This window comes from Streptomyces sp. NPDC028289, assembly GCF_055565975.1.
In genome coordinates this window covers 1,140,966-1,166,675 of record NZ_JBVHTI010000003.1, presented here as the reverse complement: position 1 = coordinate 1,166,675, position 25,710 = coordinate 1,140,966, and the positions used below count along the sequence as shown (strand labels likewise).

Genomic DNA, 25,710 nt, shown 5'->3' with positions numbered 1-25,710 from the left:
GTGCGCATGCGCGCCGTCCGACCGGGTCACCCCCGTCGCCCGGTTCACACCGGATCGCCGTGTCCCGACAGTTCGCCGCCGCACAGCCGGTCACCGCGGCGCCGCCGGCCCCCGGTCACCGCGGCACAGCCGGCCGCCGGGTCCCGGTGTCACACCCGGGGCAGCGACTCCACCCCGATACCCCCCTCGATCGCCAGGATCCGGTGCAGCCGGGTGGCCACCAGCAGGCGCTGCATCTGCGGCGGTACGTCGCGCAGCACCAGGCGGCGGCCGCAGCGGCCGGCCCGCCGGTGGGCACCCATGATCACCCCGAGTCCGGTGGCGTCCCAGGAGTCCAGCTCGGACAGGTCCAGCACCAGATCGCCGACTCCGTCGTCGACGGCCGAGTGCAGGACCGTACGGGCGTCCGCCGCGCTGCGGACGTCGAGGCGGCCCCCGACGACCAGCTCGGCGTGGTCGCCCCTGATGTACATATGCGCTCCCCGAGAGTGCGTGTCCTACTCCGTGAAAGTGTTGTCCGGTATTGCAACGTCTGACTGCGTTCGCCGGTCAGAGGTTGCCATCTGTAAGCGAACCGATACCGAATTCACCCCAGAGGGTGAAACCTCTGGGGTTTGTGCGTTTTGACAGGCGGTCAGAGTGTCTACGTACTGATGTTTCAGTACGTGTAGAAGCCCTGCCCGCTCTTGCGCCCGATGTCACCGGCGTCAACCATCCGGCGCATCAGCTCCGGCGGGGCGAACTTCTCGTCCTGCGACTCGGTGTAGATGTTGCTGGTGGCGTGCAGCAGGATGTCGACACCGGTGAGGTCGGCCGTGGCCAGCGGGCCCATGGCGTGACCGAAGCCCAGCTTGCAGGCGAGGTCGATGTCCTCGGCGGTGGCGACGCCCGACTCGTACAGCTTGGCGGCCTCGACGACGAGCGCCGAGATCAGCCGGGTCGTCACGAAACCGGCGACGTCCCGGTTGACGACGATGCAGGTCTTGCCGGTGGACTCGGCGAACTCCCGCGCGGTGGCGAGGGTTTCGTCGCTGGTCTTGTAGCCGCGGACCAGCTCCACGAGCTGCATCATCGGCACCGGCGAGAAGAAGTGGACGCCGACGACGCGCTCGGGGTGCTCGGTGGCCGCCGCGATCTTGGTGATCGGGATGGCCGAGGTGTTGGAGGCGAGTACGGCCTCCGGACGCACGATCTTGTCGAGCGCACGGAAGATCTCGTGCTTGACCTCCAGCTTCTCGAAGACGGCCTCGACCACGATGTCCGCGTCGGCGACCGCGTCCAGGTCGGTGGTGGTGGTGATGCGGGCCAGGGCGGCGTCGGCGTCGTGCGCCTCCAGCTTCCCCTTGCTCACGAACTTGTCGTACGAGGCCTGGATGCCGCCGACGGCACGGTCCAGTGCCTCGTCGGTGACGTCTCGCAGGACCACGTCCCAGCCGGCCTGCGCGGCGACCTGGGCGATGCCGGAACCCATCAGGCCGGCACCGATGACGGCAAGCTTCCGTGCCACTCCGCTCCCCTTACACGCTGTTGAGGTATGCCTCTTGGGCGGGACCCTAGCGCTCGTCGGGGGCCGGGAAACCCGGTAAGTAACGCGTGTCACGGTCTCAGGACGTGAGACAACCGTCACGTCCCGCCACCGGGGACGGCTTTACGCTGGCCACATGGTCAATCTCACGCGTATCTACACCAGGACCGGCGACCAGGGCACCACCGCCCTCGGGGACATGAGCCGGGTCGCCAAGACCGATCTGCGGATCTCGGCATACGCCGACGCCAACGAGGCGAACGCGGTGATCGGGACGGCGATCGCGCTGGGCGGCCTGGCGGAGGAGGTCGTCGCGGTGCTCACCCGGGTGCAGAACGACCTCTTCGACGTCGGCGCGGACCTGTCGACCCCCGTGGTGGAGAACCCCGGGTTCCCGCCCCTGCGGGTCGAGCAGTTCTACGTCGACAAGCTGGAGGCGGACTGCGACCGTTTCAACGAGCGGCTGGAGAAGCTCCGTTCCTTCATCCTCCCGGGCGGCACCCCGGGGGCGGCCCTGCTCCACCAGGCCTGCACGGTCGTACGGCGGGCCGAGCGGTCGACGTGGGCCGCGCTGGAGGCACACGGCGAGGTGATGAACCCGCTGACCGCGACCTACCTCAACCGACTGTCGGACCTGCTGTTCATCCTCGCCCGTACCGCCAACAAGGACGTCGGGGACGTGCTGTGGGTCCCGGGCGGGGAGCGGTAACTGCGCCCCTGGTACGGGAGTTGGGGATCCGTCGGCCGTATACAAGAGTGGTCCAGACCTATTGACCGGTGGTCCAGACCTTTCTATTCTCGCGGCACCATGGGCATGAAGGCTCAGTCATGCCCACGTCATCCCCGATCGAGAGGGAGGCGCAGCATGCGCTTCAGACACAGAGTCGCGGCAGGGCTCGCGACGCTGGTGCTCCCCCTGGCCGGTCTGGTGGGCCTCGCAAGCCCAGCCCAGGCCGCGACGTCCGCCACCGCGACCTACACCAAGACCCAGGACTGGGGTACCGGCTTCGGCGGCCAGTGGACCGTCAAGAACACCGGTACCGCCAGCATCAGCTCCTGGACCGTCGAGTGGGACTTCCCCTCCGGAACCTCGGTGACCTCCGCGTGGGACGCGGACGTCTCCTCCTCCGGGACCCACTGGACCGCCAAGAACAAGTCCTACAACGGCTCCCTCGCCCCCGGCGCCTCCGTCTCCTTCGGCTTCAACGGCGCCGGTTCCGGATCGCCCAGCAACTGCCTCGTCAACGGGGCGAGTTGCGACGGCGGTACCACCACCCCGGGCGACTCGGCGCCCTCCGCGCCCGGCACCCCGACCGCGTCCGGCATCACCGACACCTCGGTGAAGCTGAGCTGGTCCGCCGCCACCGACGACAACGGCGTCAAGAACTACGACGTCCTGCGCGACGGCACGGTGGTCTCCACGGTGACCACCACCTCGTACACCGACTCGGGTCTCACGGCCGGCACCGACTACTCGTACACGGTCCAGGCCCGCGACACCGCGAACCAGACGGGACCGGTCAGCGGCGCGGTCGCCGTCCACACCACCGGCGGTACGACCACTCCCCCGACCACCGGCTCCAAGGTCAAGCTCGGCTACTTCACCGAGTGGGGCATCTACGGCCGCAACTACCAGGTCAAGAACCTGGTGACCTCCGGGTCCGCGGCGAAGATCACGCACATCAACTACGCCTTCGGCAACGTCACCAACGGCCAGTGCGCGATCGGCGACGCCTACGCGGACTACCAGAAGACGTTCACCGCCGACCAGTCGGTCAGCGGCGTCGCCGACACCTGGGACCAGCCGCTGGCCGGCAACTTCAACCAGTTGCGCGAGCTGAAGGCCAAGTACCCGAACATCAAGATCCTGTGGTCCTTCGGCGGCTGGACCTGGTCCGGCGGCTTCGCGCAGGCGGCGGCCAACCCGACCGCGTTCGCGAACTCCTGCTACAACCTGGTCGAGGACCCTCGCTGGGCCGACGTCTTCGACGGCATCGACATCGACTGGGAGTACCCGAACGCCTGCGGGCTGAGCTGCGACACCAGCGGCTCGGCGGCCTTCAAGAACCTGATGTCCGCGCTGCGCGCCAAGTTCGGCTCGAACAACCTGGTCACCGCGGCCACCACGGCCGACGGCTCCGCCGGCGGCAAGATCGACGCGACCGACTACGCGGGCGCCTCCCAGTACGTCGACTGGTACAACGTGATGTCGTACGACTTCTTCGGCGCCTGGGCGACCACCGGCCCGACCGCCCCGCACTCCCCGCTCACCTCGTACGCCGGCATCCCGACCGCCGGCTTCGACACGGCCGACGCCATGGCCAAGTTCAAGGCGCAGGGCGTGCCGGCGAGCAAGCTGCTGATCGGCATCGGGTTCTACGGCAGAGGCTGGACCGGCGTCACCCAGGACGCGCCGGGCGGCACGGCCACCGGCGCGGCGGCCGGCACCTACGAACAGGGCATCGAGGACTACAAGGTCCTCAAGACGTCCTGCCCGGTCACCGGCACCGTCGCGGGCACGGCGTACGCGCACTGCGGCACCAACTGGTGGTCGTACGACACCCCGTCGACGATCGCCGGGAAGATGAGCTGGGCGAAGTCCCAGGGCCTCGGCGGCGCGTTCTTCTGGGAGTTCAGCGGCGACACCAGCAACGGCGAGCTGGTGAGCGCCATCAGCTCGAACCTGTAAGGCCGTCAAACGCCGTTCACTCTCCTCCGGACTTCACTTCGTCTGGGGGAGAGTGAATGCGGCTACGCCACATTCACTCGCTGTCCGGGCGGGGCTGCTTCCAGCCACGCGAGGAATCCGGTCAGCGCGTCTTCGCTCATCGCGAGTTCGAGGCGGGTGCCGCGATGGGTGCAGGCGAGGATGACGGCGTCGGAGAGCAGGGCCAGCTCCTCCTCGCCCTCGGGGAGGCGTCGGCCGGCCACCTCGATCCGGTCGCGCTCCAGGACCCGGCGGGGGCGGTAGGCGTAGGAGAAGACGCGGTACCACTCGACGCTGTCGCCGTTGTAGCGGGCGACGCCGTAGCTCCAGCCCTTGCCGCTGGTGTCCGTCTTCTCGGGGACGTCCCAGCGCAGGGAACAGTCGAAGGTGCCGCCGGAGCGCTGGATCAGTCTGCGGCGCAGGCCGAACAGGAAGAGTCCCACCACCACCAGCACGACCACGATTCCGGCCACAGTCAGAGCGAGGACCATCGGCACCGACCTCCTCGTCTCCTAGGTAATGGAACGTAAAAAGACCCAGATCTACCTCAGCCGCGGCTGGGACCGAAGTGGCTCCGGTCCCAGCCGCGGCTGAGTTACGTCAACGCATACGTGCAGTGTGTCAGCGCGCGGTCGCCGCCCGCAGACGGACGTCGGCGCGCCGCTCGGCGGTGGCGTCGCCCTCCGCCTTCGCGCGCTCCAGCTCGCGCTCCTCGCGCTGGACGTCGATCTCGTCCGACAGCTCGGCGGTCTCGGCCAGCAGCGAGAGCTTGTTGTCCGCGAACGAGATGAAACCGCCGTGCACCGCGGCGACGACCGTTCCACCATCACTCGTACGGATGGTCACCGGGCCCGACTCCAGCACACCGAGCAGCGGCTGGTGACCGGGCATGACGCCGATGTCGCCGGACGTGGTGCGCGCGACGACCAGGGTGGCCTCGCCGGACCAGACCTGGCGGTCCGCGGCGACGAGCTCGACGTGCAGCTCAGCAGCCAAGGGTGGCTCCTCGGGTCACCACCCGGCAGGGGCGCCGGGTGTTGGGGTCAATTCTAGTAGGCGTGCGTGAGGGGGCGGGACGCGCCCGCCCCCTCACACGAAGAACACAAGGAGTTCCGGAGAACTCAGGGTGTTCAGGAGACGCCCAGCTCCTTGGCGTTGGCCTTGAGGTCCTCGATGCCACCGCACAGGAAGAACGCCTGCTCCGGGAAGTGGTCGTACTCGCCGTCGATGATCGCGTTGAACGCGGCGATCGACTCGTCCAGCGGGACGTCCGACCCGTCGACGCCGGTGAACTGCTTGGCGACGTGGGTGTTCTGGGACAGGAAGCGCTCCACGCGACGGGCACGGTGGACGACGAGCTTGTCCTCCTCGCCGAGCTCGTCGATACCGAGGATCGCGATGATGTCCTGGAGGTCCTTGTACTTCTGGAGGACCGTCTTCACGCGCATCGCGGTGTTGTAGTGGTCCGCCGCGATGTAGCGCGGGTCCAGGATCCGGGACGTGGAGTCCAGCGGGTCCACGGCCGGGTAGATGCCCTTCTCCGAGATCGGACGGGAGAGCACCGTCGTCGCGTCGAGGTGGGCGAAGGTGGTGGCCGGGGCCGGGTCGGTCAGGTCGTCCGCGGGGACGTAGATCGCCTGCATCGAGGTGATCGAGTGACCACGGGTCGAGGTGATGCGCTCCTGGAGGAGACCCATCTCGTCGGCCAGGTTCGGCTGGTAGCCCACCGCGGAGGGCATGCGGCCGAGCAGGGTCGAGACCTCGGAACCGGCCTGCGTGAAGCGGAAGATGTTGTCGATGAAGAACAGCACGTCCTGCTTCTGGACGTCACGGAAGTACTCGGCCATGGTGAGGCCGGCCAGCGCGACGCGCAGACGGGTGCCCGGGGGCTCGTCCATCTGGCCGAAGACCAGGGCGGTCTTGTCGATGACGCCCGAGTCGGCCATCTCCTCGATGAGGTCGTTGCCCTCACGGGTGCGCTCGCCGACACCGGCGAACACGGAGACACCGTCGTGGTTGTTGGCGACGCGGTAGATCATCTCCTGGATGAGCACCGTCTTGCCGACGCCGGCACCGCCGAACAGACCGATCTTTCCACCCTTGACGTACGGGGTGAGAAGGTCGATGACCTTGACTCCGGTCTCGAACATCTCGGTCTTCGACTCGAGCTCGTCGAAGTTCGGGGCCTTGCGGTGGATGGACCAGCGCTCGCCCTCGTACTGCTCGTCGACGTTCAGCACGTCACCGAGGGTGTTGAACACCTTGCCCTTGGTGAAGTCGCCGACCGGGACGGTGATGCCGTCGCCGGTGTCGGTGACCGGGGCCTGGCGGACCAGACCGTCGGTGGGCTGCATGGAGATGGTGCGGACCAGGCCGTCACCCAGGTGCTGGGCGACCTCCAGGGTCAGCGTCTTCTTCTCGCCGGCGTTGGCCGGGTCGGCCACCTCGACGTGAAGGGCGTTGTAGATGTCCGGCATCGCGTCGACGGGGAACTCCACGTCGACGACCGGGCCGATGACCCGGGCGACGCGGCCCGTGGCCGTCGCGGTCTCAACAGTGGTCATTTATCGGTCACTCCCCGCGGTCGCGTCGGCCAGGGCGCTGGCGCCACCGACGATCTCGCTGATTTCCTGGGTGATTTCGGCCTGGCGGGCCGCGTTGGCAAGACGGGAGAGCGTGTTGATCAGCTCGCCCGCGTTGTCGGTGGCCGACTTCATCGCGCGCCGCGTGGCGGCGTGCTTCGAAGCCGCCGACTGGAGGAGCGCGTTGTAGATGCGGCTCTCCACGTAGCGCGGCAGCAGGGCGTCGAGGACGTCCTCCGCCGAGGGCTCGAAGTCGTACAGCGGGAGGATCTCGTCGCCCTTGGCGGCGCCCTCCTCCGCGACCTCGTCGAGGCTGAGCGGCAGCAGCCGGTCGCCGAGCGCCGTCTGCGTCATCATCGACACGAACTCGGTGTAGACGATGTGGAGTTCGTCCACCCCGCCGTCCGCCGTCTCGGTCTCGATGGCCTCGATCAGCGGCGCCGCGACCTTCTTGGCGTCCGCGTACGAGGGCTCGTCGGTGAAGCCCGACCACGACTCCACGACCTTGCGCTCGCGGAAGTTGTAGTGGGCCAGACCGCGGCGGCCGACGATGTAGGTGTCGACCTCCTTGCCCTCCGCCTCAAGGCGCGCCGTCAGCTGCTCGGCGGCCTTGATGGCGTTGGAGTTGAACGCGCCGGCCAGACCGCGGTCGCTCGTGAGGAGCAGGACCGCGGAACGGGTCGGCGTCTCCGCCTCGGTGGTCAGCGGGTGCTTGGTGTTCGACCCGGTACCGACCGCCGTGACCGCGCGGGTGAGCTCGGTCGCGTACGGCGCGGAGGCCCGCACCTTGCGCTGCGCCTTGACCACACGCGAGGCGGCGATCATCTCCATCGCCTTGGTGATCTTCTTGGTCGCGGTGACGGATCGGATGCGACGCTTGTAGACCCGGAGCTGGGCTCCCATGAGTCAGGTCCCTTCCTTACGTCACTTGGCCGCGGCCGGGGCGTCCTCGCCGAGAAGCTTGCCGTCCGAGGTCTCGAACTGCTTCTTGAAGTCGGCGATCGCGTCGGCAACAGCGGTGAGGGTGTCGTCCGACATCTTGCCGCCCTCCTTGATGGAGGTCATGAGGCCCTGCTCCTTGCGGTGCAGGTACTCAAGCAGCTCCTTCTCGAAGCGGCGGATGTCGGAGACCGGGACGTCGTCCATCCGGCCGGTGGTGCCGGCCCACACGGAGACGACCTGGTCCTCGGTCGGCATCGGCTGGTACTGCGCCTGCTTGAGCAGCTCGACCAGACGCTGACCGCGCTCCAGCTGCGACTTCGACGCGGCGTCCAGGTCGGAACCGAAGGCGGCGAACGCCTCCAGCTCGCGGTACTGGGCCAGGTCCAGACGCAGACGGCCGGAGACCTGCTTCATCGCCTTGTGCTGCGCGGAACCACCGACTCGGGAGACGGAGATACCGACGTTCAGCGCGGGGCGCTGACCGGCGTTGAACAGGTCCGACTCCAGGAAGCACTGGCCGTCGGTGATGGAGATGACGTTGGTCGGGATGAACGCCGAGACGTCGTTGGCCTTGGTCTCGACGATCGGCAGACCGGTCATCGAGCCGGCACCCATCTCGTCGGAGAGCTTGGCGCAGCGCTCCAGCAGACGGGAGTGCAGGTAGAAGACGTCACCCGGGTAGGCCTCGCGGCCCGGCGGGCGGCGCAGCAGCAGCGACACGGCGCGGTAGGCGTCGGCCTGCTTCGAGAGGTCGTCGAAGATGATGAGGACGTGCTTGCCGTCGTACATCCAGTGCTGACCGATGGCCGAGCCGGTGTACGGCGCCAGGTACTTGAAGCCGGCCGGGTCGGACGCCGGGGCGGCGACGATGGTCGTGTACTCCAGCGCGCCGGCCTCTTCCAGGGCGCCACGCACGGAGGCGATGGTCGAGCCCTTCTGGCCGATGGCGACGTAGACGCAGCGGACCTGCTTCTTCGGGTCGCCCGAGCGCCAGTTGTCGCGCTGGTTGATGATCGTGTCGACGGCCAGGGCGGTCTTGCCGGTCTGGCGGTCGCCGATGATCAGCTGACGCTGGCCGCGGCCGACCGGGGTCATCGCGTCGACGGCCTTGTAGCCGGTCTCCATCGGCTCGTGCACCGACTTACGGGCCATGACGCCGGGAGCCTGCAGCTCCAGGGCACGGCGGCCGGACGTCTCGATCTCGCCGAGGCCGTCGATCGGGTTGCCGAGCGGGTCGACGACGCGGCCGAGGTAGCCCTCGCCCACCGCGACGGAGAGGACCTCACCGGTGCGCTGCACCGGCTGACCCTCCTCGATGCCGCTGAACTCACCGAGGACGATGGCGCCGATCTCGCGCTCTTCCAGGTTCAGCGCGAGGCCGAGGGTGCCGTCCTCGAACTTCAGCAGTTCGTTGGCCATGGCCGAGGGAAGACCCTCGACCTTCGCGATGCCGTCGCCGGCAAGGGTGACCGTACCGACCTCCTCGCGCGAGGCCGCGTCCGGCTTGTACGACTGGACGAAGTTCTCCAGCGCGTCCCGGATCTCCTCCGGCCGGATCGTGAGCTCCGCCATCTGGGTTCCCTGCTCTCCTTGTTGGGCCCGAAGTTTCACTTGGGGGGTCTGGGGGCGACCCCCAGGATTCTTCTGCACGGCCCAACCAGGGCCGTAAGTACGTACTGCTTCTTGAGTTGGTGCTAGCTCGCCATGCGGCGGGCGACGTCCTCAAGGCGGTCCGCGACGGAACCGTTGATGACCTCGTCACCGACCTGCACCCGGATCCCGCCGACGACCGCGGGGTCGACGTCGAGGTTGAGGTGCATCGTGCGGCCGTAGAGCTTCGCGAGGGCGGCGCCCAGGCGCTGCTTCTGCGGCTCGCTCAGCGGCACCGCGGAGGTGACGACGGCGACGACGCGGCTGCGGCGCTCCGCGGCGAGCTTGGAGAGGGCCTCCAGGCCCGCTTCCAGGCTACGTCCCCGCGGCACGGTCACAAGGCGCGTGACCAGACGCTCGGTGACCGGCTTGGCGCGGCCGCCGAGCAGCCGGTGCAGCAGCTCGGTCTTCGCGGCGCCGCCGGCCTTGCGGTCGGTGAGCGCGGCGCGCAGCTCGGTGCTCGAGGAGACGATCCGGCCGAACCGGAACAGCTCGTCCTCGGCGTCGTCCAGCGTGCCGGACTTCTCCGCGGCCGTGAGGTCGGCGGTGTTCGCCAGCTCCTCCAGCGCGTCCACCAGGTCGCGCGACTGCGACCAGCGGGAGCGGACCAGGCCGGACACCAGGTCGGCGGTGGTCTCGGAGACCTGGCCGCCGATCAGGCGCCGGACCAGCTCGGCCTTGGCCTCGCCGGCCTGCGCCGGGTCGGTGAGGACCCGGCGCAGGCTGCCCTCGCGGTCGAGCAGCGCGGTGACGGCGGCCAGCTCGTCGGCGAGCCGCGTCGCGTCCACGGACGTGGAGTCCGTCAGCGCGTCGAGTCGCTCACGTGCGGCTGCCAGGGCCTCGCGGCTCGCGCCGTTCATCGGGCGGCCTCGGCCTTCTCCTCAAGCTCGTCGAGGAAGCGGTCGATCACACGGCTCTGCCGGGCGTGGTCCTCGAGGGACTCGCCGACGAGCTTGCCGGCCAGGTCGGTGGCCAGGTGGCCGACGTCCTGACGGAGCGCCTGCGCGGCGGACTTGCGGTCGGCCTCGATCTGCGCGTGACCGGCGGCGACGATCTCCTCGCGCTGCCGCTGGCCCTCGGCGCGCATCTCGGCGATGAGCGCGGCGCCCTGCTCCTGAGCCTCCTGGCGCAGGCGCGCGGCCTCGTGCCGGGCCTCGGCCAGCTGCGCCTTGTACTGCTCGAGGACGCTCTGGGCCTCGGTCTGCGCGGCCTCGGCCTTCTCGATACCGCCCTCGATCGCCTCGCGGCGCTGCTCCAGAACCTTGTTGATGTTCGGAAGGAGCTTCTTGGCGAGGAAGCCGAAGACGATGACGAAGGCGATCAGGCCGATGACGAGCTCTGGGATCGGCGGGATGAGGGGGTTTTCGGCCTCCTCAGCCGCGAGCTGAACCAGGGGGCTCATATCAGTGCCTTTCGTCTATTGGTGCGCGACGGTCGGGTCAGGAGGTCGGGTAGACGAACGGCATGACCAGACCGATCAGGGCGAGCGCCTCACAGAAGGCGAAGCCGAGGATCTGGTTGGCGCGGATCAGACCGGCCGCCTCGGGCTGGCGGGCGAGCGCCTGCGTGCCGTTGCCGAAGATGATGCCGATGCCGACGCCCGGGCCGATCGCGGCGAGGCCGTAACCGATCGAGCCGAGGTTGCCCTTGATCTGGGTGGCGGCGAGGGTGGCCTGCGCAAGAGCGGACATGCCGGTTCTTCCTTCTCTTTCAAGGACCGGTGGGGGTTGGCCACCGGATGTCATGAGTGGTGGGACGGGTTGGCGCTCAGTGGTGCTCGGCGAGCGCGCCCTGGATGTAGCTGCAGGTCAGCAGTACGAAGACATAGGCCTGGACAGCCTGGATGAAGAGCTCGAAGGCGGTCATCACGAGGACCATGACGAACGAGACACCGGAGTACGCGATGCCGATGCCGTTCAGCATGTACCAGCTGGCGATCGTGAAGAGCAGCAGCAGGGTGTGACCGGCGAACATGTTCGCGAAGAGTCGTACGGCGTGGGTGAAGGGCCGGACGATGAGGTTCGAGAAGAACTCGATCGTCATCGAGAGCGGCAGCACCGCGCCGAGGGTCTTGTCGTAGCCGGTGACGTTCTTGAAGAAGCCGACGAAACCCTGGCGCTTGAAGGTGAGCGCGACCCACGTGATGTAGACGATGCCGGCCAGGGCCGCGGGGTACGAGATGATCGCGGTGACCGGGAACTGGGCGACCGGGATGATCGACCAGAGGTTCATCATCCAGATGAAGAAGAACAGCGAGACGACGAACGGGACGTACTTCTCGCCTTCCTTCTTGCCGATGGTCTCGTAGACGACGCCGCGCCGGACGAAGTCGTAGCCGGTCTCGGCGATCATCTGGAGCTTGCCCGGGACGACCTTCGGCTTGGCGAAGGCGGCCCAGAAGAAGCCCACGATGACGATCGACCCGAGCAGCGCCAGCAGCATCGTCTTGTTGAAGTACAGGTTGCTGTCCGCGTCGCCGAAGAGCGGCTTGAACAGGAACGAGTGCAGGCCCGGAGCCGGGAAGCCACACCCGTCGAACAGGTGACAGCTCGTGTCGAAAGCGAGCGTCTGCGTCGGGTCAGCACTCACCGCGGGCTCCTTCATCGTGGCGCATGGGTACGGCAACCTCGTTGTGTCGGCGCGGCGCGGGGCCGCGGTTCGGCACGGGACTGGTGTTACGGATGTGGGGGCGGCTGGGGGGCATCTCGCCTCGCGATTGAGCAGGCGTCAGCTCAGATGCCCGCGCCCGCGATGCCGCAGTTGGCACCGGACGATAGCAGCATCTCTCGTGCGCCTTTATCCCGGCCCTACCTCTCACGAGGACTGTCCGGTCTTCTCGGACTTTTCGGACTTCTCGGGTTCGACGTAGAGGATCTTGGCCTTCATGTGGGCACGGGTCTGCGCGGTGATCCACGTGAGCGTGGTGACCACCAGCACGATGGCGAAGGCCCGGGGATTGAACAGCGTCGTGTTCTTGAACACGGCCATGAAGATGATCAGCAGCAGCAGCTGGGCCGCGTAGAGCATCAGGCCCATCATCTGGAAGAGCTGGGGATACGACTTCGCGGTGCGCTGCAGGACGTAGAGACCGATTCCCATGAAGAGGATCACGATCACCGTCGCGACGAGCGCCCCGATCGCCCCCTTGCCACCCGCGACCACTCCGCTGACGACGGCGGCGAGCACGCCGACGGCGGCCGTGGGTACGGCGGCCTGGGCCAGGTTCCGGGCGTCATTGGACGGCATGGCGGCAACTCCGCTTTCACAGGGGGGCAGGTGTCGTCATGGACGAGCGTAGTCCCGGTCGGAGGGTCGAAGACCTCACGCTGACGGACCGTCGCAGTCGGGTCCTTCGACTCTGTCCGGGGTTCTCGTGAACCGTATCACAAACTATTTGATGAGGTCTTTACCTGGTAGGTGTGCTCGCCGTCACACATGAGAGTGAACCTGCGCGTCTGAGCGAAAACCCGGCCGTTGTGTCTGGTATTGGGGGTGTTTGGTCCCCCACGACTTGGCAATGCTCTAGTCAGATTCTTACCTTGGCGGGGTCAGCGAGAGGTCTCGGAAGGGCTCCGGTTCAAGAAGCGCGAACGGGCTCCGATGGCGGTCGCGCCGTTGACCGAGGCCGCGGTCGCGCCGGTCACCGGGGCTTTGCTCACGCCGTTCGCCGGGGCCGTGGTCACGCCGTTCAGCGGGGCCGCTCCGCTGGGCAACGGGGATCGGTACTCGTCGTCGCACGGCTTCTCCGGCTCCTCCTGCTCGGTGGACGCCGTGACCTCGGCGATTGCCGCCGCCGGCTCCTCGGCCGGCTGGACCGCCCCGCGGCGCCGGTAGCGAGGGGGCACGAAGGCCTGCGCCCAGAGCGGCGCCCGCGGCGTGAACCGCGGCAGCAGGAGCAGCCCCAGGCCGACCGCGCTGAGGAAGACCACGCCGAGCACGATCCACATGGACGCCGAGTTCACCGAGTAGGCCAGCGCGCCGAAGCCGATCAGTGCCGACCAGAAGTACATGATCAGCACGGCCCGGCTGTGCGAGTGGCCGATCTCCAGGAGCCGGTGGTGCAGGTGCCCCCGGTCCGCCGCGAACGGCGACTGACCGCGCCAGGTGCGCCGCACGATCGCCAGGACCAGGTCGGCGGCCGGCACCGCGATGATGGTCAGCGGCAGCAGCAGCGGGATGTAGACGGGCACCATCTGGTGGACGGCGTTGCGCTCGGACCCGGCGAACAGGTTCATGACGTCCGGGTCGACCTGGCCCGTGACCGAGATCGCGCCGGCGGCCAGCACCAGGCCGATCAGCATCGACCCGGAGTCGCCCATGAAGATCCGCGCCGGGTGCATGTTGTGCGGCAGGAAGCCCAGGCACATGCCCATCAGGATCGCGGAGAACAGGGTGGCCGGGGCGGCGGCCTCGATGCCGTACGAGTACCAGATCCGGTAGGCGTACATGAAGAACGCCGCGGCGGCGATGCACACCATGCCGGAGGCCAGGCCGTCCAGGCCGTCGACGAAGTTCACCGCGTTGATCGTGATGACCACCAGCGCCACCGTCAGCAGGGTGCCCTGCCACGGGGTCAGCGCCACCGTGCCGACGCCCGGGATGGGCAGCCACAGGATCGTCAGACCCTGCATGACCATGACGCCCGCGGCGATCATCTGACCGCCCAGCTTGATCAGTGCGTCGATCTCGAACTTGTCGTCGAGCACACCGATCAGCCAGATCAGCGCGGCGCCGGAGAGCAGCGCCCGCGGCTCGTTCGACTTCGCGAAGACCTCGTTGAGGTTGGACATGTGGTCGGCGACGAGCAGCCCCGCGCACAGGCCGAAGAACATCGCGATCCCGCCGAGCCGCGGAGTGGGCTCCCGGTGCACGTCACGTGCCCGGATCTCCGGCATGGCCCCCGCCACGATCGCGAACTTCCGTACCGGCCCTGTCAGCAGGTACGTCACCGCGGCCGTGATGCAGAGCGTCAGCAGGTATTCACGCACAGGCTTCCCCACATGTCTCGCTGGCCATCACAGCCCCACACCCTAGCGAGGGACGCATATGTATGGGGACTTCCGGGTAGCGAAGATGGTTGCACGCAAGGCTGTGGGCCGGGCGTGCAACCGGGTGTACGACGCTGCGCCTACCCCGTCTCACCCGGGATACGGCGGAAATCTACCGGTGAGCTCGCGCACCTCGTCACGCGCCCTCCCCACGTCCGTGACACCGCTCACCACGCCCGTCAGCAACGCCGCGATCCGGGTCATCTCCGCCTCCCCCATGCCCTGTGTGGTGACGGCGGCGGTGCCCAGCCGCAGCCCCCGCGCGTCACCGTGCGGCAGGGCACAGCAGTCCAGCACGATCCCGGCGGCGGCGAGCCGCCCCCGGGCGGCCTTCCCGTCGACGCCGAGCGGCGCGGTGTCGACGGTGATCAGATGCGTGTCGGTGCCCCCGGTCGTGACGACCAGTCCCGCCTGCGCCAGCCCGTCCGCGAGAACCCTCGCATTGGCGACCACCTGATGGGCGTACGCGGTGAACGCCGGTGTTGCCGCCTCCCCGAACGCGACCGCCTTCGCGGCGACGGCGTTCATCTGCGCACCGCCCTGCGTGAACGGGAACACCGCCCGGTCGAGCCGCTCGGCCAGCTCGGGCGCACCGCACAGCAGCATTCCGCCGCGCGGCCCGCGCAGCACCTTGTGCGTGGTCGCGCACACGACGTCGGCGTACGGCACCGGGTTCGGTGCCGCTCCCCCGGCGACGAGCCCGATGGGATGGGCGGCGTCGGCGATCAGATAGGCGCCCACCTCGTCGGCGACCTCGCGGAAGAAGGCGTAGTCGATGTGCCGGGGGTAGGCGATGGACCCGCACACGATCGCCTTGGGCCGGTGGCTGCGGGCCAGCGCCCGGACCTGGTCGTGGTCGATGAGCCCGCTCTCGGCGTCCACCCCGTACCCGACGAAGTCGAACCAGCGGCCGGAGAAGTTGGCCGGCGAGCCGTGCGTGAGATGACCGCCGTAGGGCAGCCCCAGGGCCAGCACGGTGTCCCCGGGCCGCAGCAGGGCCGCGTACGCGGCGAGTACGGCCGACGAACCCGAGTGGGACTGCACATTGGCGTGCGCGGCGCCGAACAGCGCCTTGGCCCGGTCGACCGCGAGCCGTTCGGCCACGTCCACGATCTCGCAACCACCGTGGTACCGGGTGCCCGGATACCCCTCGGCGTACTTGTTGGCGAGCGGCGAGCCCAGCGCGGCCAGCACGGCCGGCGAGGTGAAGTTCTCGGCGGCGATCAGCTGCAACGACGTCGACTGCCGGGCCAGCTCCCCCAGCAGGATCTCGGCCAGCTCCGGATCCTGCCTGCGCAACAGATCGCCCTCGACGAGGGCAGAGGTGACCGACATGAGGGGCTCCGGGCGGTCGACGGGGACGTATGACCAATGTAGGCCCGGTATGGGATGGTCGCGCGGTTTACGCGTACGACCGTGGTTCTGGGAGTTTCGCCACCGGAGGGGTGGTTGCGGCCGGTCGCGCGACTGCGGGTGCGTGGGGGTTGCTCGCGCAGTTCCCCGCGCCCCTTACGGGGCGCTGCAGCGCCGGGTGCGGACCTCGGAAACGCGGACTTACATGCGCGCCGGAACACCGGTGAGCGCCGTGACCACCGGGTCCAGGGCCTCGTGTATCTCGTCGCCGATGGACTGGAAGAACGGCAGCGGGGCGCCGTAGGGGTCGTAGACCTCGTCCGCCTCGGCCGTCGGTGCCAGGAGCCAGCCGCGGAGGGCGGCGGCCGCCCGCACCAGTGCGCGGGCCCGTACGACCACGCCTTCCGACGTCGGCGGCAGCGTCGCCGGGTCTATCGCGCGGACCAGCCGGGTGAACTCCTTCAGCGTGAAGGTGCGCAGGCCCGCCGAGTGGCCCATGGAGATGACCTGGGCGCGGTGGTCACGGGTCGCGGTCAGGACCAGGTCGGCCCGGATCACGTGCTCGTCGAGCAGTTCGCGGCCCACGAAACCGGAGGCGTCCGCCCCGAAGTCGGCGAGGACCGCCTCCGCGTTGGCTTCCATGGGCGCACCCTCGTGCCCCCAGGTACCCGCGCTCTCCACGACCAGCCCGCCGCCGAGAAAGGCGCCGAGCCGGTCCGTCACGAGATGGCGGGTCAGCCGCTCGGTGATCGGCGAGCGGCACACGTTGCCGGTGCTGACGTGGAGGATGCGGAAGCTGTCGCGCGGCAGCCCCACGAACGTCGTCGTGATCTCCGCCGCGCTTTCCCCGTTGCCTATGCCACGCCCCGCGTCAGGGGCTGTCAATTCGCCACCTCGAGGTCGGGTACGACCTTCCGCAGCTCCTCCGCCGAGATCGCGCCCGCGCGCAGCAGCAACGGAACTTCGCGGGTGACGTCGACGATCGACGAGGGGACGTTGCCGGGGGTCGGGCCGCCGTCGAGGTACACGGAGACGGAGTCGCCGAGCATCTCCTGCGCGGCGTCACAGGTCTCCGGGGACGGGTGGCCGGTGAGGTTGGCGGAGGAGACGGCCATCGGGCCGACCTCGGTGAGCAGCTCGATGGCGACCGGGTGGAGTGGCATGCGCACGGCGACCGTGCCGCGGGTGTCCCCCAGGTCCCACTGCAGGGACGGCTGGTGCCTGGCGACGAGCGTGAGGGCGCCCGGCCAGAACGCGTCGACCAGCTCCCAGGCCAGCTCGGAGAAGTCGGTGACGAGACCGTGGAGCGTGTTCGGGGAGCCGATCAGCACGGGGGTGGGCATGTTGCGGCCCCGGCCCTTGGCGTCGAGGAGGTCGGCGACCGCCTCCGAGGTGAACGCGTCGGCGCCGATGCCGTACACCGTGTCCGTCGGCAGCACCACCAGTTCGCCCCGGCGGACGGCGGACGCGGCCTCGCGCAGACCCGTCACGCGGTCGGTCGCGTCGTTGGTGTCGTATCGCCGTGCCATGTCTAGCGGGCCTCCTCGTACACGGAATTCTGGAATTCGAAGAACACTGCCTGCGGGGTGCTCACGGCAGCGCCTTGCGGGCGGTCGCGAAGCGGGGACGGTTGTTGAGGTCCGGGTGGTCGGCCGCGTCGGCCCAGCCCCGCTCCTCGGTGAAGATCCACGGCACCTGGCCGCCCTGGGTGTCGGCGTGCTCGATGACGACGACACCGCCCGGGCGCAGCAGCCGGTGCGCGGTGCGTTCGATGCCCCGGATCAGGTCCAGGCCGTCCTCGCCGGAGAACAGGGCGAGTTCGGGGTCGTAGTCGCGGGCCTCGGGGGCGACGTACTCCCACTCGGTGAGCGGGATGTACGGAGGGTTCGAGATGACCAGGTCGACATGGCCGTCGAGGTCGTGGAAGGCGTCCAGGGCGTCTCCCTGGCGCAGGTCGACCCTGGAGTCCGCCATGTTCTTGCGGGTCCACTGGAGCGCCTCCTCGGACAGCTCCACGGCGTGCACGCGCGAGCGCGGGACCTCCTGCGCGAGGGCGAGCGCGATGGCGCCGGAACCGGTGCACAGGTCGACGATGCGGGGCTCGACCACGTCCATGGCGCGCACGGCGTCTATGGCCCAGCCGACGACCGACTCGGTCTCGGGACGCGGCACGAACACGCCGGGGCCCACCTGGAGTTCGAGGTACCGGAAATACGCCCGCCCGGTGATGTGCTGGAGCGGCTCGCGCTGCTCCCGGCGGGCGATGACCTCCCAGTAGCGGGCGTCGAAGTCGGAGTCCTTGACGGAGTGCAGCGCGCCCCGCTTCACGCCGTGCACGAACGCGGCGAGCTCCTCCGCGTCGGTGCGCGGCGAGGGCACGCCGGCGTCGGCCAGCCGCTGGGTGGCCTGGGCCACCTCCGCGAGCAGCAGGTTCACGCTGGTCCTCCGTGTCGTAACTCGTACGTTCCGTACGTGCGTACGTGCCTTACGCGGCCGCGAGCTTGGCGGCCGAGTCCGCGTCGACGCAGGCCTGGATCACCGCGTCGAGGTCGCCGTCCAGGACCTGGTCCAGGTTGTACGCCTTGAAGCCCACGCGGTGGTCCGAGATGCGGTTCTCCGGGAAGTTGTACGTGCGGATCTTCTCGGAGCGGTCGACGGTGCGGACCTGGCTGCGGCGGGCGTCCGCGGCCTCCTTCTCCGCCTCCTCCTGCGCCGCGGCGAGCAGCCTGGAGCGCAGGATACGCAAGGCCTGCTCCTTGTTCTGCAGCTGGCTCTTCTCGTTCTGGCAGGAGGCGACGACACCGGTGGGGATGTGCGTGATGCGCACCGCGGAGTCGGTGGTGTTGACAGACTGTCCGCCGGGCCCGGAGGACCGGTAGACGTCGATCCGGAGGTCGTTCGGGTTGATCTCGACGTCGACCTCCTCCGCCTCCGGCGTCACGAGGACACCCGCGGCGGAGGTGTGGATCCGGCCCTGCGACTCGGTGGCCGGCACGCGCTGCACCCGGTGCACACCGCCCTCGTACTTCAGCCGCGCCCAGACGCCCTGGCCGGGCTCGGTGGCGCCCTGGCCGCCCTTGGTCTTCACGGCGACCTGGACGTCCTTGTAGCCGCCGAGTTCGGACTCGGTGGAGTCGATGACCTCGGTCTTCCAGCCGACGCGCTCCGCGTACCGCAGGTACATGCGCAGCAGGTCACCGGCGAAGAGGGCGGACTCGTCGCCGCCGGCGCCGGCCTTGATCTCCAGGATGACGTCCTTGTCGTCGGACGGGTCCCGGGGGACGAGCAGCAGGCGCAGCTTCTCGGTGAGCTCGTCGCGCTGCTTGTCCAGCTCCTTGACCTCGGCGGCGAAGTCGGGGTCGTCGGCGGCCAGTTCACGCGCGGTCTCGATGTCGTCGCCGGTCCGCTTCCAGGAGCGGTACGTGGCGACGATCGGGGTGAGTTCGGCGTAGCGCTTGTTCAGCTTGCGCGCGTTGGCCTGGTCGGCGTGGACCGACGGGTCGGCGAGCTTCTTCTCCAGGTCTGCGTGCTCGACGACGAGTTCCTCGACGGCCTCGAACATTTTCGGCTCCTGATACTGCTGCGGCGTGGGAAGGGAAGGCGGGCGACCAAAAACGCCGGTCCCGGGCACGCCCCCGCGAGGGCGTGGCCGTGGACCGGCGAAATGGGGCTCGCTACTTCTTGGAGCCGGCGGCAGCCTTGCCGAAGCGGGCCTCGAAGCGGGCCACACGGCCACCGGTGTCGAGGATCTTCTGCTTGCCCGTGTAGAACGGGTGGCACTCGGAGCAGACCTCGGCGCGGATGGTGCCGCTGGTGATCGTGCTACGGGTGGTGAACGACGCGCCACAGGTGCAGCTGACCTGCGTCTCGACGTACTCGGGGTGGATCTCGCGCTTCAAGGTGTCTCCTAGATATCGGGAGGGCACCGGGTCGCTACCGCGGGCTTGCGGGGCGTGAACCGGGGCCGACGTACCAGTCTGCCAGGGCTGGCCGTATCTCCCAAAACCGGGGGGCTTTGATCTTTATTCCGCGAGGGCGGGAGGGTGCGCCTGAGGGGGTGCCACGGTTTCGTCGCGTGCGGGTGCGGGTCCGTCGTGGCTTGTCGCGCAGTTCCCCGCGCCCCTTTCAGGGGCGCCAGCCGTGGCGCCCCTTCAGGGGCGCGGGGAACTGCGCGACCGGCCCCCACCGGGCCGCAGCCTCACGACGACGTCACGACCCCCTTGGCCTGCCCCGTCGCCGTCCCCTTCGTGGCGGAGGCCGGGATCGGCCGGTCGTTCTTCAGGGCGTTCCACACCAGCTTCGCCTTCGCCTCGGCCACGATCACCCTGTTCGGGTTCGACGGGTCGTACTCGACCGGCATCGTGACCATGCGCATGTTCTTGGAGTCGATGGACTTCAGGCCGTTCGCGAAGTCGATCAGGGAGTTCACCGAGCCGAGGTCGGAGTCGGTGGTGACCGCCTTCGTCGCGGTGTCCGCCAGGTCGTACAGCTTCTTGGGGCTGGTGAAGACCCCCACCTGCTTGATCTGGTCGACGAGGGCCTTGACGAACGCCTGCTGGAGCTGGATACGGCCCAGGTCGGAGCCGTCGCCGACGCCGTGCCGGGTGCGGACGAGGCCGAGGGCCTGCTTGCCGTTCAGCGTGTGGGTGCCGGCCTTGAGGTCGAGGTGGCTCTCCCGGTCGTCGATGGCCTTCGTGGTGGTGACCCTGACCCCGCCGAGTTCGTCGATGAGCTTCTGGAAGCCGGAGAAGTCGACCTCCAGGTAGTGGTCCATCCGGATGCCGGTCATCGACTCGACGGTCTTGACCGCGCAGGCCGCGCCGCCCGTGGAGTACGCGGAGTTGAACATCACGCCGGTCGCGGCGGAGTGGGTGGTGCCCCGCGCGTCGGTGCAGGACGGGCGGTCGACCAGGGTGTCCCGGGGGACGGAGACCACGGCGGCCTTCTTGTGGCCCTTGTAGATGTGGATGATCATCGCCGTGTCGGACCGGGCGCTGCCGTCGTCCGCGCCGCCGCCGAGCCTCTTGTTGGCGCCGGAACGCGTGTCCGAGCCGAGGACCAGGATGTTCTCGGAGCCGTCGTCGACCTTGGTGGGCCGGTCGGTGCCGAGCATCTGGTTGATGTCGACGGTCTTGAGGTTGCCGTTGAGCTTGAAGTACAGGTAGCCGACACCGGCGCCGCCGAGGACGAGGATGCCGGCCGCCGTCCAGGCCGTGACGAGCAGCGCCCTGCGGCCCGCCCTTCGGGGCCTGCGGTGGCTCGTGGCATTCGTACCCGGCCCGGGTATGCCAGGACCAGGCGTGCTCTCGGCGGACATGGGCTCCTCTGTTCTCGTACGACTGCTCGGTTACCCCCTGCTTTCAGGGTCAGGCCCGGCGTACCAGGATCATCGGCACGTATCCGGACCATCGTCGCTCCGCATGGCCAGACGGCGAAACTCGGGAAAGGGTTGCACAACGCAGTGTGCCCACCGCGTGGAGCGATGGGCACACTGCGTGATCGTCGGTCACGGGGCAAGTGGGGCGAAACCCCGCTCACCAGCCATGTCAGCCGAAGATGTCGTACTGCTGGAAACCGGTACCGAGCGACTTCCTTGTGCCGAAGATCTCACTGGTCGCCTTGCCGGTGCCCGGGTACAGGTACAGCGTGCCGCCGGTCGTCCGGGCCAGGAAGTCGGCCTTGCCGTCGCCGGTCAGGTCGCCGACCGCGGCGAGGGTGTTGTAGCCGGTCCAGCCGGAGCGGACCTTCACCCGGGCCGAGAAGAGGCCGGTGCCGGACTTGCCGGTGCCCTTGTACAGGTACAGGTCGCCGCCGCTGCTCCTGCGGGCCAGCAGGTCGGCCTTGCCGTCGCCGTTGAAGTCGCCGAAGCCGCGCAGCTGGTTGTACTGGCTCCAGCCGCCGCCGATCTTGACGCGGGCGGCGAAGGTGCCGTTGCCCTTGCCCGGGTACAGCCACAGCACGCCGCTGGAGTCCTCGGAGAGCACGTCGGGCAGGTAGTCGCCGGTGAGGTCACCGGGGATGACGATCGCCTTGCGGGTCTTCCAGCCGGAGAAGATCTTCTTCGAGGCCCAGGAGCCGCTGGTCTGGGCACTGTTCAGCACGAAGTGGTCCCAGTAGACGTCGCCGGTGGAGGCCACCCGGTAGACGAGGTCCTGGAAGCCGTCGCGGTCGAGGTCGGCCTGCAGGATCACGTTGACGCCGCTCCAGTCGCCCCAGGAGGCGCGGGAGGCGAGCGAGGTGCCCTTGGAGTCCAGCTCGTAGCCGACCTTGGTCGACGACTTGCGGGCGAACAGGTCGGCCTTGCCGTCCTCGAGGCTGTTGAACAGGCTCAGGTTGGTGTCGGTGATCTGCGCGTAGGCGGCACCGACGTAGGTGCTGACCTTCGTGAAGACGGCGTAGGCGCCCTTGGCGACGCAGTCCTCGACACCCCAGGAGACCACGCCGACGATCCGGCCGCCGACGACCAGCGGGCCGCCGGAGTCGCCGTTGCAGGTGGTCGTCGTGCCGGTGTCGCTGCCGGTGGCGGCGGTGCCCGCGCAGACCATGTGGCCCTTGACGAAGTCGGTGCTGCCGTAGGCGGCGGTGCAGGTGGCGTCCGAGTCGATCGGCAGCGTGGCCGTCTTCAGCGTGTCGGAGATGTCCTGCGTGGTGGAGCTGGTCCGGCCCCAGCCGTAGGCCTTGGCGGTCTTGGCGGCCGTGCCCGTGTACGACGCGGTGTCGGTGTTCGTCGTCATGCGGATCGGGGTCGCCTTGACGGGGACCGCCAGGGTGAGCACGGCGATGTCGTTGTTGGGGGCGCCGTCGGCCGACAGGCTGTACGACGGGTGGTTCCACTGGCGCGTCACGGCGGTGGCGGTGCCGCCGTGCAGGTTGGCGGTGCCGTCGCTGTTGGTGGTGGGCAGCGAGGCGGTGCCGGTGACGACCGCGGAGTCCGTGGTGCTCCACTTGAAGCCCTTGACGCAGTGCGCGGCGGTGAGGATCTTCGTGGGCGAGACGACCGAGCCGCCGCAGAAGAAGCCGACGTCGTCGCTGGTGCTGGTGGTGCCCTTGTCGTCGTAGTACCAGAGCTGGGCCATCCACGGCGCCGCGGAGATGGTGGTCGTACCGCCACCGATGATCTTCGGCGAGACGGCCGAACCGCTCGCGGTGGCGGTCGACTTCTGCGTGGCCGTCGTACCGCTGTCGGCGGTGATCGCACGGGCGATCCGCTTGTTCAGGACGGCCTGCGACGGCGTGCTGACGACCTGCTTGGCCGTGGGCGCCGGCTGGGTGGCCGCGCTGGCGGAGGTCGAGATCAGTGCGGCCGTGACGGCGGCGGCGATTCCGGCCGCGGCCACGGGCAGAGCGAAACGTATCCGGCGTCTGTGACGACCGCTCCCGGACGTGGGTGTACCCACCTAAGTCCCCCCTCGGGATAAGGAGTTCGTGATTCGGTCAATTGACCGAAGGGCGCGATCGTACCCCGGGGAGGAAAACGCAAGGAACCGCCCCCTGCACTCGCAGGGAGCGGTTCCTGGAGCGCCCCTTCAGGGGCGCTGGGGGTACCCCCGGCCGAAGGCTGGGGGAGGAACTGCGCGACCAGCCACGGCGAACCAGCAGCCGACGACTGGCCTGCAGCCCCCTCTGTCGGCTAGTCCCCGTTACCGGGGGTGGGCGTCGTCTTCTGAATCTGCATCAGGAACTCGACGTTCGACTTCGTCTGCTTCATCTTGTCGAGCAGCAGCTCGATCGCCTGCTGCTGGTCCAGCGCGTGCAGCACGCGCCGCAGCTTCCAGACGACGGCCAGCTCCTCGTTGCCGAGCAGGATCTCTTCCTTACGGGTGCCGGACGCGTCCACGTCCACCGCCGGGAAGATCCGCTTGTCGGCGAGCTTCCGGTCGAGCTTGAGCTCCATGTTGCCGGTGCCCTTGAACTCCTCGAAGATCACCTCGTCCATGCGGGACCCGGTGTCCACCAGGGCGGTGGCGAGGATGGTCAGCGAGCCGCCGTCCTCGATGTTGCGGGCCGCACCGAAGAACCGCTTCGGCGGGTACAGGGCCGTCGAGTCGACACCACCGGACAGGATGCGGCCGGAGGCCGGCGCCGCGAGGTTGTACGCACGGCCCAGACGCGTGATCGAGTCGAGCAGCACGACGACGTCGTGGCCCAGCTCCACCAGGCGCTTGGCGCGCTCGATGGCGAGCTCGGCGACCGTGGTGTGGTCCTCGGCCGGGCGGTCGAAGGTCGAGGAGATGACCTCGCCCTTGACCGACCGCTGCATGTCGGTGACCTCTTCCGGACGCTCGTCGACGAGGACGACCATCAGGTGGCACTCGGGGTTGTTGTGCGTGATCGCGTTGGCGACCGCCTGCATGATCATGGTCTTGCCGGTCTTCGGCGGGGCCACGATCAGACCGCGCTGGCCCTTACCGATCGGCGACACGAGGTCGATGATGCGGGTGGTCAGCACGCCCGGGTCGGTCTCCAGGCGGAGCCGGTCCTGCGGGTAGAGCGGGGTCAGCTTGTTGAACTCCGGGCGGCCGCGGCCGTGTTCGGGCGCCATGCCGTTGACGGAGTCCAGGCGGACCAGCGCGTTGAACTTCTCGCGCCGCTCGCCTTCCTTGGGCTGGCGGACCGCGCCGGTGATGTGGTCGCCCTTGCGCAGGCCGTTCTTGCGGACCTGGGCGAGGGAGACGTACACGTCGTTCGGACCGGGCAGGTAGCCGGAGGTCCGGATGAACGCGTAGTTGTCGAGGATGTCGAGGATGCCCGCGACGGGGATCAGGACGTCGTCCTCGGCCAGCTGCGGCTCGGCGCCGCCGATCTCGTCACGGCCACGGCGGCCACGGCGGTCGCGGTAGCGGCCACGACGGCCACGGCGGCCGTCGCCGAAGTCGTCGTCGTCCTGCGGACCGGCGTTGCGGTCCTGACGGCCGCCGCCCTGCTGCTGCGGCTGCTGACGGTCCTGGCGGTCGGAACGGTCCTGCCGGTCGGAACGGTCCTGACGGCCACCCTGGCCGCCGCCCTGCTGCTCGTCGCCCTTGTTGCGCCGGTCACGGTCACGCCCGCGCTCACGGCGGTCGCGACGGCCGCGGCCGTCGTCACCGGCGTCGCCCTGCTGCTGGGACTGGGCGGGCGTCTCGGCCTTCGGCTCGGTCCTGGCCTCAGCGGCGACGGTCTCGGCGCCGGTGGCGGTGGGGCTGCCTGCCTCGGCGGTGGCCCGGCGACGGCGGCGCTCGGCCGGGGCGTCGTCCCCGTCGCGCTCGGCCTCGCCCGCGCGGCCGGCCGGCTGGCCGGGGATCTCGATCTGCTGCTGGGCCACGGCCTTCTCGGCGGGGGCCTCGGCGGCCTGCTCCGCCTTCTTCTCGGCGGCCTCGTCACCCGTACGGGCCTTGGAGGTGGCCCGGCGCTTCGGCTTGGTCTCGGTGGCGGCCTCGGCCTTGGCGGGGGCTCCGCCTCCGGCCTGCGCCTCCTTGATGACCTCGATCAGCTGGCTCTTGCGCATCCGCGCGGTGCCCCTGATGCCGAGGCCGGATGCGACCTGCTGAAGCTCGGCCAGCACCATGCCCTCGAGGCCGGTACCGCGGCGCCGCCGGGAGCCGGCACCGGAGGCAGGCGCGGAGGCGTCCGTGGCGGGCGCGGCAGCGGTCTCCTCGACACGTGCGCCCATCAGATCGGTGGTGTCGCTCACGAAGGGTCCTTCCCTGGAGCGGACGTCGGCCTGTCTGGCTCGGCGACCGGTTGTGCTGTCCGGCTTTCGGTCCTTGCTTGTGTGGACCGTGCCGGGGCGGTGGTCCGCCGGAACGGCGGAAGAAATTTCTGGTGACGGCGCTTCCGACGAGCCGTGGCACCCGGTGTCACGTGGCGTGGTAGCACCTGTTCCGGAGCGTGCCCAGCGGCCCTCTCAGTGCCCGGGTACGGCGT

The 25,710-nt window shown here is 69.1% G+C and carries 24 protein-coding genes; 2 read left to right on the top strand and 22 right to left on the bottom strand.

All coding sequences use genetic code 11. The features are described 5' to 3' along the window. Positions 1-149 precede the first annotated feature (149 nt). Positions 150-473: an STAS domain-containing protein gene (locus tag ACZ4UV_RS19405; protein WP_031040714.1), complete on the bottom strand. Its 324-nt coding sequence runs from the start codon at positions 471-473 to the stop codon at positions 150-152. Between the two features lie 185 nt (positions 474-658). Further along, a complete protein-coding gene (locus ACZ4UV_RS19400; protein ID WP_451020811.1) occupies positions 659-1,507 on the bottom strand; it encodes a 3-hydroxyacyl-CoA dehydrogenase family protein in 849 nt (282 codons plus the stop codon). Positions 1,508-1,661: 154 nt separating this feature from the next. Here ACZ4UV_RS19400 and ACZ4UV_RS19395 point away from each other — a divergent pair, with 154 nt between their 5' ends. Continuing rightward, the gene (locus tag ACZ4UV_RS19395) at positions 1,662-2,234 is read left to right on the top strand and encodes a cob(I)yrinic acid a,c-diamide adenosyltransferase (RefSeq protein ID WP_390048239.1); all 573 of its coding nucleotides are present in this window, start codon (positions 1,662-1,664) and stop codon (positions 2,232-2,234) included. Between the two features lie 156 nt (positions 2,235-2,390). After that, a complete protein-coding gene (locus tag ACZ4UV_RS19390) occupies positions 2,391-4,214 on the top strand; it encodes a glycosyl hydrolase family 18 protein (protein ID WP_467839213.1) in 1,824 nt (607 codons plus the stop codon). Positions 4,215-4,276: 62 nt separating this feature from the next. Here the strand turns inward: ACZ4UV_RS19390 and ACZ4UV_RS19385 are convergent, their stop codons facing one another. From ACZ4UV_RS19385 to rho, 20 genes are all read right to left on the bottom strand, one after another. Next, positions 4,277-4,723, bottom strand: coding sequence for a DUF2550 domain-containing protein (locus tag ACZ4UV_RS19385; protein WP_093499053.1), 447 nt, complete (start codon positions 4,721-4,723; stop codon positions 4,277-4,279). Positions 4,724-4,853: 130 nt separating this feature from the next. Continuing rightward, positions 4,854-5,228, bottom strand: coding sequence for a F0F1 ATP synthase subunit epsilon (locus ACZ4UV_RS19380; RefSeq protein ID WP_181805896.1), 375 nt, complete (start codon positions 5,226-5,228; stop codon positions 4,854-4,856). Positions 5,229-5,362: 134 nt separating this feature from the next. Then, a complete protein-coding gene (atpD, locus tag ACZ4UV_RS19375) occupies positions 5,363-6,796 on the bottom strand; it encodes a F0F1 ATP synthase subunit beta (protein ID WP_351497080.1) in 1,434 nt (477 codons plus the stop codon). Beyond that, on the bottom strand, positions 6,797-7,717 hold the full coding sequence (locus ACZ4UV_RS19370) for a F0F1 ATP synthase subunit gamma (RefSeq protein WP_365693159.1): 921 nt from the start codon (positions 7,715-7,717) through the stop codon (positions 6,797-6,799). It abuts the gene before it with no gap. A gap of 21 nt (positions 7,718-7,738) precedes the next feature. Further along, positions 7,739-9,328, bottom strand: a complete 1,590-nt coding sequence (gene atpA / locus ACZ4UV_RS19365; RefSeq protein WP_351497084.1) for a F0F1 ATP synthase subunit alpha — start codon at positions 9,326-9,328, stop codon at positions 7,739-7,741. Positions 9,329-9,450: 122 nt separating this feature from the next. Next, complete coding sequence (locus ACZ4UV_RS19360) at positions 9,451-10,266, bottom strand: F0F1 ATP synthase subunit delta (protein ID WP_451020800.1); 816 nt, start codon at positions 10,264-10,266, stop codon at positions 9,451-9,453. Beyond that, a complete protein-coding gene (locus tag ACZ4UV_RS19355; RefSeq protein WP_133025280.1) occupies positions 10,263-10,808 on the bottom strand; it encodes a F0F1 ATP synthase subunit B in 546 nt (181 codons plus the stop codon). Before ACZ4UV_RS19355 ends, ACZ4UV_RS19360 begins: the two co-directional genes overlap by 4 nt. A gap of 37 nt (positions 10,809-10,845) precedes the next feature. Beyond that, the gene (gene atpE / locus ACZ4UV_RS19350; RefSeq protein WP_093499060.1) at positions 10,846-11,097 is read right to left on the bottom strand and encodes an ATP synthase F0 subunit C; all 252 of its coding nucleotides are present in this window, start codon (positions 11,095-11,097) and stop codon (positions 10,846-10,848) included. Positions 11,098-11,173: 76 nt separating this feature from the next. Beyond that, entirely contained in the window at positions 11,174-12,010 is an 837-nt protein-coding gene (atpB, locus tag ACZ4UV_RS19345) for a F0F1 ATP synthase subunit A (protein WP_093499061.1), read from the bottom strand. Between the two features lie 210 nt (positions 12,011-12,220). Continuing rightward, the gene (locus ACZ4UV_RS19340) at positions 12,221-12,652 is read right to left on the bottom strand and encodes a hypothetical protein (protein WP_294011071.1); all 432 of its coding nucleotides are present in this window, start codon (positions 12,650-12,652) and stop codon (positions 12,221-12,223) included. Positions 12,653-12,954: 302 nt separating this feature from the next. After that, positions 12,955-14,394, bottom strand: a complete 1,440-nt coding sequence (locus tag ACZ4UV_RS19335; RefSeq protein WP_451020801.1) for an MraY family glycosyltransferase — start codon at positions 14,392-14,394, stop codon at positions 12,955-12,957. Positions 14,395-14,544: 150 nt separating this feature from the next. Then, the gene (locus tag ACZ4UV_RS19330; RefSeq protein ID WP_451020802.1) at positions 14,545-15,789 is read right to left on the bottom strand and encodes a serine hydroxymethyltransferase; all 1,245 of its coding nucleotides are present in this window, start codon (positions 15,787-15,789) and stop codon (positions 14,545-14,547) included. Between the two features lie 219 nt (positions 15,790-16,008). After that, the gene (locus tag ACZ4UV_RS19325; protein WP_093499065.1) at positions 16,009-16,692 is read right to left on the bottom strand and encodes an arsenate reductase/protein-tyrosine-phosphatase family protein; all 684 of its coding nucleotides are present in this window, start codon (positions 16,690-16,692) and stop codon (positions 16,009-16,011) included. Continuing rightward, positions 16,689-17,336 carry an L-threonylcarbamoyladenylate synthase gene (locus tag ACZ4UV_RS19320; protein ID WP_189268510.1) on the bottom strand — a complete coding sequence of 216 codons (648 nt, stop codon included), beginning with the start codon at positions 17,334-17,336 and terminating at the stop codon, positions 16,689-16,691. The genes ACZ4UV_RS19325 and ACZ4UV_RS19320 overlap by 4 nt, the downstream gene beginning before the upstream one ends. Before the next feature lie 61 nt (positions 17,337-17,397). Beyond that, positions 17,398-18,243, bottom strand: coding sequence for a peptide chain release factor N(5)-glutamine methyltransferase (prmC, locus tag ACZ4UV_RS19315; protein ID WP_351497093.1), 846 nt, complete (start codon positions 18,241-18,243; stop codon positions 17,398-17,400). Positions 18,244-18,292: 49 nt separating this feature from the next. Further along, positions 18,293-19,369, bottom strand: coding sequence for a peptide chain release factor 1 (gene prfA, locus ACZ4UV_RS19310; protein ID WP_451020803.1), 1,077 nt, complete (start codon positions 19,367-19,369; stop codon positions 18,293-18,295). Positions 19,370-19,481: 112 nt separating this feature from the next. Next, a complete protein-coding gene (gene rpmE / locus ACZ4UV_RS19305; RefSeq protein ID WP_030049623.1) occupies positions 19,482-19,706 on the bottom strand; it encodes a 50S ribosomal protein L31 in 225 nt (74 codons plus the stop codon). A 299-nt stretch (positions 19,707-20,005) separates the two neighbouring features. Beyond that, positions 20,006-21,124, bottom strand: a complete 1,119-nt coding sequence (locus ACZ4UV_RS19300) for an LCP family protein (protein WP_467839200.1) — start codon at positions 21,122-21,124, stop codon at positions 20,006-20,008. Between the two features lie 229 nt (positions 21,125-21,353). Beyond that, a complete protein-coding gene (locus ACZ4UV_RS19295) occupies positions 21,354-23,144 on the bottom strand; it encodes a trypsin-like serine protease (RefSeq protein ID WP_390048223.1) in 1,791 nt (596 codons plus the stop codon). A 293-nt stretch (positions 23,145-23,437) separates the two neighbouring features. Beyond that, positions 23,438-25,477 (bottom strand): transcription termination factor Rho, encoded by a 2,040-nt coding sequence (gene rho / locus ACZ4UV_RS19290; protein WP_390048221.1) that lies wholly within the window; start codon positions 25,475-25,477, stop codon positions 23,438-23,440. Positions 25,478-25,710: the final 233 nt, after the last annotated feature.